Source organism: Stenotrophomonas sp. GD03654 (assembly GCF_029845105.1).
GTDB classification, from domain to species: domain Bacteria; phylum Pseudomonadota; class Gammaproteobacteria; order Xanthomonadales; family Xanthomonadaceae; genus Stenotrophomonas; species Stenotrophomonas africana.
Map to the genome: position 1 here is coordinate 1 of NZ_JAOCLC010000118.1, position 8,052 is coordinate 8,052.

Annotated in this window: 8 protein-coding genes and 2 pseudogenes; all 10 read left to right on the forward strand. The window is 64.9% G+C overall.

Annotated features, from left to right (window positions below; genetic code table 11):
• The first annotated feature begins 258 nt into the window (after nucleotides 1–258).
• Complete coding sequence (locus N5J73_RS23490; RefSeq protein WP_034030332.1) at nucleotides 259–1,071, forward strand: hypothetical protein; 813 nt, start codon at nucleotides 259–261, stop codon at nucleotides 1,069–1,071.
• Nucleotides 1,072–1,177: 106 nt separating this feature from the next.
• Nucleotides 1,178–1,531, forward strand: a complete 354-nt coding sequence (locus N5J73_RS23495) for a DUF3085 domain-containing protein (protein WP_034030334.1) — start codon at nucleotides 1,178–1,180, stop codon at nucleotides 1,529–1,531.
• A 440-nt stretch (nucleotides 1,532–1,971) separates the two neighbouring features.
• The gene (locus N5J73_RS23500; protein WP_034030336.1) at nucleotides 1,972–2,880 is read left to right on the forward strand and encodes a DUF3577 domain-containing protein; all 909 of its coding nucleotides are present in this window, start codon (nucleotides 1,972–1,974) and stop codon (nucleotides 2,878–2,880) included.
• Between the two features lie 56 nt (nucleotides 2,881–2,936).
• Nucleotides 2,937–3,626 carry a DUF3275 family protein gene (locus tag N5J73_RS23505; RefSeq protein ID WP_034030338.1) on the forward strand — a complete coding sequence of 230 codons (690 nt, stop codon included), beginning with the start codon at nucleotides 2,937–2,939 and terminating at the stop codon, nucleotides 3,624–3,626.
• Nucleotides 3,627–3,721: 95 nt separating this feature from the next.
• Nucleotides 3,722–4,063 (forward strand): hypothetical protein, encoded by a 342-nt coding sequence (locus N5J73_RS23510; protein ID WP_034030346.1) that lies wholly within the window; start codon nucleotides 3,722–3,724, stop codon nucleotides 4,061–4,063.
• A gap of 105 nt (nucleotides 4,064–4,168) precedes the next feature.
• On the forward strand, nucleotides 4,169–4,576 hold the full coding sequence (locus tag N5J73_RS23515; protein WP_034030340.1) for a hypothetical protein: 408 nt from the start codon (nucleotides 4,169–4,171) through the stop codon (nucleotides 4,574–4,576).
• Between the two features lie 16 nt (nucleotides 4,577–4,592).
• Nucleotides 4,593–4,853 (forward strand): annotated as a pseudogene (locus tag N5J73_RS23520) (hypothetical protein).
• Nucleotides 4,854–4,929: 76 nt separating this feature from the next.
• Nucleotides 4,930–5,580 (forward strand): hypothetical protein, encoded by a 651-nt coding sequence (locus tag N5J73_RS23525; protein WP_034030343.1) that lies wholly within the window; start codon nucleotides 4,930–4,932, stop codon nucleotides 5,578–5,580.
• Between the two features lie 40 nt (nucleotides 5,581–5,620).
• Complete coding sequence (locus tag N5J73_RS23530; protein WP_255487793.1) at nucleotides 5,621–6,754, forward strand: DUF6094 domain-containing protein; 1,134 nt, start codon at nucleotides 5,621–5,623, stop codon at nucleotides 6,752–6,754.
• A 104-nt stretch (nucleotides 6,755–6,858) separates the two neighbouring features.
• A pseudogene (locus tag N5J73_RS23535) lies at nucleotides 6,859–8,052 on the forward strand (DEAD/DEAH box helicase); the annotation flags it as partial.

Sequence of the window (8,052 nt, forward strand, 5' to 3'; positions counted from 1 at the left end):
TTTTTCTTGCCCACGGATCAGGAAAGTGGGTACGGCGCGGTGCTGTTTCCTGCAGGCAATCCGCCCATTCCGGGGCCATCTTTGCCCCATGTTCGTCGGCGTCGCCGACACATGCCCAGGCAGCCAAGACCTTCGAGGTTGCAAGTACGGGAGACCGTGCTGGTCGTTTCTTCCTACGGACGCACCGCGTCCATCCACCCACAAGGGACCTCTCCCTTGTGGGCGGGGAATCCCTTGTTCTTTCCCAAGGAGATTCCCATGGACCGTTCCCTCATCAAGACCATGATGCCCTCGCTCGTCGCCGGCCATGTGCCCCGCAACGTGCGGTCGTTCAAGTACCGCGTGTTCGATGACCAGCCGCAGTCCTCGACGCTGGGCTTCGCCATCGATCCCCAACCCTTCGACGGCAAGGTGGTCGCGGCCAACGACGACGCCATCGTCGTCAAGCTCAAGCCCAGCGAGTTCGCGGTGCTCGATCCCAACCTGGTCACCACCGTTCCCAGCGAGGGCGCCAAGGTGCATGTCCAGCCCTACGCACGGCGCCGTTTCGACGGCCTGCGCGCGGACACGCCGGAAGAGCGCACCGAGTACACGTCGGATGGCAGACCCTACACCATCAAGACGCACATCCTCGGCTCCGCGCCGGCCAAGCTGCCCGTCCCTGTGCCGCAGTGCATGGAACTGGGCCAGCTCATCCAGCAGTTGGAGGAAATGCCGGCACCCGACGGGTTCCGGCGTATCACCCACATGCTGGTCGACGCGGGCGCCCGCGACTTCACCTGGGTCGATCCCAAACCGTCCAAGATCATCGAGACGCCTCCGGCGATCGGCTTCACGGTCTCGACCGCGAAGTTCCAGGGCCAGGTGACGATCCTCTACGACCGCGGCGGCGACACCTACGTGGTGGAGCTGCATCGGGATGGCGAACTGGTCGATCGGCATGACGAGGTGTATTTCGACATGCTCGGCGAAGTGCTGGAGAGACTCATCGACGACGGGAACTGGCGCCGGATCGACGTGAGCGTGATCGACGCCAAGGCTTCCCGGCGACGCCAGGCGGTGCCGGCATGATGTCCCGGGCGAAGTTCGCAGCCTGACGACAACTTGCCCCCACAGGCCTTCCATCCGTTCGGGTGGAGGGCCTTTTTCTTTCTCATCCCCACAGGAGATTTCAACCATGTCACTGCGATTCAGAGGCACCGATCTGCGACCCGTACTGGCCGAGGCCGTCGCCAACCAATGCCGCGTCGTCCTCGCCAAGGATCAGGGCGTGTACTTCCTCGCCGAGCGCGCCGAGCGCCGCCCGGACGGCCGCGTGAAGCTGCTGGCGTATGCCGTCGGCTGCAACCCGGATACCGACCCGTTCGATGACTGGTGGGAACTGACGCGCGCCGAGTTGGGCGGCGACGACTTCGGCGAGTTCTTCGACCCGAAGGAAGGCGTCTTCGCACGCATCCTGCACGGCACGGACGACCTGATGCTGTCCGCCACCGCCACGCACCTGTCGCTGGAGGTGGTCCCATCGGCTTAGCGCGGCAACCACCGCACGGCCCTTGTAGCCCCCCGCATAGGGGGCTTCTTTTTTTCCGCGTCACGGAGACGCCCGACGAAGGCGATGCCAGTCTGCGTGCCGTCGGCTGGCGCCTGATCGGCATGCGCGGCGGCGGCGCATGGCGTGGACAAAGGGAAACGCCCGGGTGCCGATTGATTGCTGTCACGCGCGCGAGCCCCGGACATGCTGACCCCATGCCTGCTGACGTTGTCAGCGACATGCCAGGCAACCATCGGTCTTCGAGGTTGCGGCGCAGTTCCCGCTGCGTGACCGAGCCAGCTCGCACCGCATCCGTCCGCGAGCGGCCACCAGTCCCTGGTGGCGGATGCTTTCGCCTTATCAACCCACCGCGGGGTTACGCACCTTTCCCCGCATGCGTGGGCCTGGTGTGTCTCCGCTTCTTCGAATGGAGATTCACCATGAACACCACGTCCAACGAGAAATCGTATTTCGACCTCCACACCTCGGGCATCGGCTACATCCAGCGTGCCCATGAAGTGCCCGTCCGGGGCGGCCGCCGCGCGCAGCCGTTCCTCGCATGCACTGTCGCAGCACTGGTCGGCCCCGCCAGGGACCCCAGCTATCGCTACTTCGACGTCAAGGTCTCGGGTGCCGAGGCCAAGAAGCTCGTTCAGCGCTGCATCGGCGTTGACGATCCCAAGCAACGCCCGCTGGTGCGTTTCCGCCTCGGCGACCTCTGGGGCGATGCGTACATCCGCGACAAGGGCGAGCACGCCGGCAAGCCGGCCGCCAGCCTCAAAGCTCGACTGCTCAAGGCCGAGCCGCTCGACCGGGCCGAGCTGGCTTCGATCGAGCAGCACGAGTTGATGACCCGCGGCATCGGCTACCTCAGCCGCGTCAAGGACGTCACCCCCAAGGATGGCGATCCCTTCCTGTCAAGCACCATTGCCGCACTGGCAGGCCCCGTCGATGAGCCTGAGTATCGGTACTTCGACACCATCGTCGCCACTCCTGAAACCGAGCACTTGGTTCGCCGGTGCATCCAGGCCATCGAGGGGGATCGCAAGGTACTGATCGCCTTCCGTATGAACGACATGCGAATCGACCCGTACATCCGCACCAAGGGCGAGCGCGCCGGGGAACCGGGAGCGAGCCTGGAATCGACGCTGGTCCACATCGGTCTGATCAAGATCGACGGCACCCAGGTCTATCCGACGAGCCAGGCGCAAGCCGACGCACCGCAGGCCGAGGACGCACCCGCGCCCGAAGCCGAGGTTGCCGCCGACACCGCTGCCGATCAGCCTGCCGAGCGCGAGCCGGAAGGTGAAGTCGAGGAGCAGGAGCCGGCACTGGCTGCTTCGTTCTGATCCGGCATGGCCCCTCGCGGGGCCTTGCCTTTTCCTATTTCCCAAGGAGAACCATCATGGCAGCCACATCGGCACCCACGAGATCAGTCCTGCCCATCGTCATCCCGGGCCAGCTCACGTTGCGGACCATCCGCGGCAAGAACGGTCCGTTCACGGTCGGTCGCCTTTCCACCCCCATCGGCGAATTCGCGGTCAAGGACGCGGAGCTGGAGCAGTACCCCGAAGGCAAGTACGACGGGGAATTCGTCATTCGCTACATCTTCGCGAAGTCCTATCCAGTCGCGGGCGGCGCGCGGTTTGAAGTCCGCGCCAACCTCGACGGAATGACGCTCAATGGCATCGACAAGTTGAGCCGTGACGAGGCCCGCAGCTTCGCCACCCAGGAAGTCGATCCGCTCGATGAAGAGCTGGGGACACAGCCTGCGGCAACGCCGGCCAAGCCCGCCAAGACGTCCAAACCCACCAAGCCCGCACCTGTGCAGGCGTTGGCGGACCCGCTGGTCGATACCACGCCCTTCGGGGTAGATGCACCGGCGCCCGCTGCGGCGGCTGCTCCTGGCAGCACCGAAGATGGTGACGCTACTCTGTTCGGCCTGCTGTGGCCGCTGGGCGAGTCCGTGAAACTGGATTCGACCATCGACCGACGCGCTTTGCGCGCGCAGATCTCCCGCCTGGGCGAACTGGGCTACGCGCTGGACTTCAAGACGCAGGAGTGGAGCCGTCAGGCCGAACCACAACCTGCGTGATCGCAGACGCCGCATCCGCGGTGTTCTTCATCCACCCGCCGGGGTCCCTTTCCCCATGCGGGCGAGGCCCCGGCTTTCTTCTGGAGGTCTCCATCATGTCCATCATCGCTTGCGATACCCCCCGTTCCGCGCTGGACAAAACCGCGTGGCGCGCCGTGTGCAAGACGGCCGCCGAGCATGCCCAGCGTGGTTGCGGCCTGTCCTGGGGCCATTGGGTCACGCTCTTCAGTTCGGAAATCGACACGCAAGCCAGTCGATTGCCGGAAGACCAGCGCGCTCAGGCCCTGGAAATTGCCGCCCAGGAATGGGACTACGCAACACCTGCCGAGCGGCAGGAAACCCAGGACTGGAATGCCAAGCACGGCTATTGCTCGCACGGCATTGAGTTCGGCTACTGCCCGGCCGGTTGTGATCGAGACGATGACGACTGGGACTGAGGACAAGTCATAGGTTCCTTCGCCGCACCTGCGGCATTCCATCACCCGCTGGGGGTTCTTCCCCTGCGGGGAGGCCTCCGGCTCTATTTTTTCAGGAGGCCTCCCATGGGCTGGTATTTCTCTCACCAATCGCGATCCGAATTGATCGCGGAACTGATCGAACCGCAGGAGACCGAGCGCGTCAGCGCGAAGGTCATCGCCCACGCGCTGCGCGGCAATGTACTGTGGTCCGTGGTCGAAATGACCGCCAAGGTCGAGGGTGTGCATCGTGATCTCGCGCCGGGCCAGTCCCTGCGCACCATCCGCTGCGATCTGCTGGAACGCAGCGGCAACCAGTGGGGCTACAAGCCGCTGGAAGAGTCCATGCACCCGTACTACTACTCGTGCCCGCTGTCCTATCTGGACCTCGCACCGGAGCAGTCCGCCGACTGGCGTGCAGGCGTTCGCGCCTACCACGCACGGCGGCGCACACCCACGGCTGTCACGGCTCCCGCCTCGACGCTGATGGCCTGAGCCAGGAGGAACCAACATGGACCCGATCCTGGCTGCGCTCCCGCCCTCGCTGCTGGCACTCGTTGAAGGAAGTTTGTCCAACGACGAAGTGTCCTCCGACGAGGAGATGCTGGAGTACTTCATCAGCAACGGCCTCGCCGAGGAACAGGCACGGTAGGCACTGACTTACCGCGACCAGTACCTCAACAACATCTACCTGGACGGCTTCACGCCGATCACGGCGGTGGACGAGGCGCTTCACTTCAACCCGCACACCCGGCAGTTCGAGCCGGACTGAGCGTTTTTCTTCGACCCCCTGGGGCAGTACTTGCCCCAGCGGGCGGTGCTGTTCCCGTTAATCCGAGGACACCACCATGCTCGCAAACACTTCTTCCACCACGCTGTACCGCATCGACGAATGCCCGGACGTGATGGCCGACGCTTGCGTCGGCGATGACCAGGGCAACCTGATCTTCCTGTCCATCTGGGCGCGCGACACCGCCGTCCAGCAGTTCCTGGCTCGCCTGACCCTCGGGCGCGACGAGCAGGGACTGGACCAGTTCCACCTCATCACCGACCAGGGCGGCAGCGTCCCGGTGTTCGTCGGCAACGTCGATCGCCTGGAAAAGCGCATGACCCGCACCTACCGGCGAACGCTGTTCGGTTCGCTGTCCAACGTGTGGCTGTTCGACCGGCGCTGCGTCAAGCCCGACAAAGCCAACGCCAGCGCACTGGCATTGCTCCCACAGGGCAGCGCCCACCGGCTTGACCGCCTGTGGATGCTGGTGCGCGACACCTGCCCGTTGCCGTTGCTCGACCATTGGCGCGAGACCGTGCTGGAACTGCTGCAAAGCCGCGAGATGCTGGCCCGCCTTCCGTTCGCCCTCGGGCCGCTGGAAGGCCATCGGCTCGCCATCGACGTGCCGGCGCTGACCTTGGCGCTGGGTTCCCTGATCCGCAGTGACGTGCTCACCGCCTATCCCTATCCGGCCACGATCTGGACGCCGGAAGTGGTAGCGGCCTGACCCACCCACGGAGGCACGCCTTGGCGTGCTTCCGTGTTTCATCCCCGCCAACCAGGAGACTTCCATGGCCCTCATGTTCCCGCGGCTCGCCCGCAATTTCGGGAAAAACGGGTACTTCCCGACCGATGAACCCACGCTCGAAAGAGCCCTCAACGCACTGATGCCCAGCGATGGGCCGATGTGCATCCTCGATCCCTGCGCAGGCGAAGGCGTGGCGATCGCCGAAGCCGCCCACGCCCTCGGGCGCGAGCAGGCCAAGGCGTTCGCAGTCGAGTTCGACGCCGAGCGGGCACGCCATGCCCGCGGCCTGGTCGATCACTGCCTGCACGCGGACCTGATGGATACGATGGTCTCCAAGCAGTCCTTCGGGTTGCTCTGGCTGAATCCACCGTATGGCGACCTGTCCAAGGACGTCAACGGCAACATCGGATACCAGGGCCAGGGCCGTGCCCGCCTCGAAAAGCTGTTCTATCAGCGTTCGCTGTCGCTGTTGCAGTACGGCGGCGTGCTGGTTTTCATCGTCCCCGGCTACGTGCTCGACGCGGAATTGGTCGGTTGGTTGACACGCCACTACACGGACCTGCGGATCTACCGAGCGGTGGAAACGCAGTTCAAGCAGGTGGTGATCTTCGGCCGTAGGGTGCGCCAGCGCGAACTGGTACCCGATGGCGTCAAGGCCATGCGCAATCTGCTGCTGCAGGTTGGGCAAGGCGAGATCGAAGCCGAGGAGCTGCCGAGCGATTGGCCGTTCCTGCCGTACATCGTCCCCGCCAGTCCGGCCGAGCCGGAGCATTTCTTCCGCGTGACGATGGAGCCCGAGCAGTTCGCCGACGAGGTTGGCAGGCTGCAAGGCCTCTGGCCGTCGCTGGACACGCACCTGGGGGCCGCGCAGCAGTCGCTGCGTCCTCCGGCGCGGGCCTTGTCCCACTGGCATCTCGCCCTGGCTCTGGCCGCAGGCGCAATTTCGGGCGTCGTGCGCTCCAAGACCGGGCGCGTGCTCGTCGTCAAAGGTGACACCCACAAGGACAAGACGCTCCAGCGGGAATTCACCGAACGCGAAGACGGCTCCATCGCCGAGACCCGCATCCTCACCGACAAGTTCGTTCCCGTGATCCGCGCGTGGGACATGACGCCTGACTCCCCGACACAGGGCGAGGTGTTGACCATCCGCTGATCGTTTCTCCACCACAGACGGTTCGCCGTCTCTCTTCCCACCACGGGGCATGCCATCGCCCCGTCGGGGGTGGTGCATGCCCCATTTTCATTTGGAGCATCACCATGTCCCTCGATCTCGATACCACCGTCAACGATGCAACGCCTGTACAGGGCGAACTGCTCGATGCGGAATCTTCCCCTCTGACCCTGAGCCTTCAGGATTTTGTCGGCGAGTTCGGCGACGAACTGCTCGACTCGCTCAACCGCGCCAACCCGCCGGTCTATACCGGCCAGCCGCAGGCGCATCGCCAACTCGTCGTCGCCAGTCTCAAGCGCAAGCTGTTCCAGGCTCAGGCCGAAGTCGTCCATGCCGCCGCCGAGCTGCTGATCGATCGTGGCGAACGCGCCGCGATCGTCAATGGCGAAATGGGCTGCGGCAAGACGACCGTCGGCATCGCCACGGCCGCCGTTCTCAACGCTGAAGGCTACCGCCGCACCCTGGTCCTTTCGCCGCCGCACCTTGTTTACAAGTGGCGGCGGGAGATCCAGGAGACGGTGGCGGGCGCCAGGGTCTGGGTGCTCAACGGCCCGGATACCCTGGTCAAGCTCATCAAGCTGCGCGAGCAGTTGGGTGTGCAGCCCACGGGCCAGGAGTTTTTCATCCTGGGCCGCGTCAGGATGCGGATGGGGTTCCATTGGAAGCCGGTCTTCACCCAGCGGCGCACCCGCCACGGCGACGTGGCGGCCTGCCCGGACTGCGGCACGCTCATCACCGACCTCGACGGCGAGCCGGTCAACCCGATCGGGCTCGAAGCCGAGGAGTCCCGCAGGAAGTGCAGCCACTGCGCCGCGCCCCTGTGGACGCTGATCCGCCCGCGCAGCCTGTCCGGCAGCGACCAGTCCTCGGTCGTCCTCAAAGCCTTGAAGCGCATCCCGACCATCGGGGAAGTCACCGCGCAGAAGTTGATGCAGAAGTTCGGTGACGGCTTCCTGGCCTCGATGCTGGGTGACAACATCCATGAGTTCATCAACCTCATGGATGGCAACGGCGAGCTGGTGTTTTCCGACCGTCAGGCCACGCGCATGGAACGTGCGATGGCCAACATGGAGTTTGGCTTTGGCGAGGGCGGCTACCAACCGTCCGAATTCATCAAACGCTACCTGCCGCAAGGCACGTTCGACCTGCTCATCGCCGACGAGGCGCACGAGTACAAGAACGGTGGCAGTGCCCAGGGCCAGGCCATGGGCGTGCTGGCGGCGAAGGCTCGCAAGACCTTGCTGCTGACCGGCACGCTAATGGGCGGCTACGGCGATGAT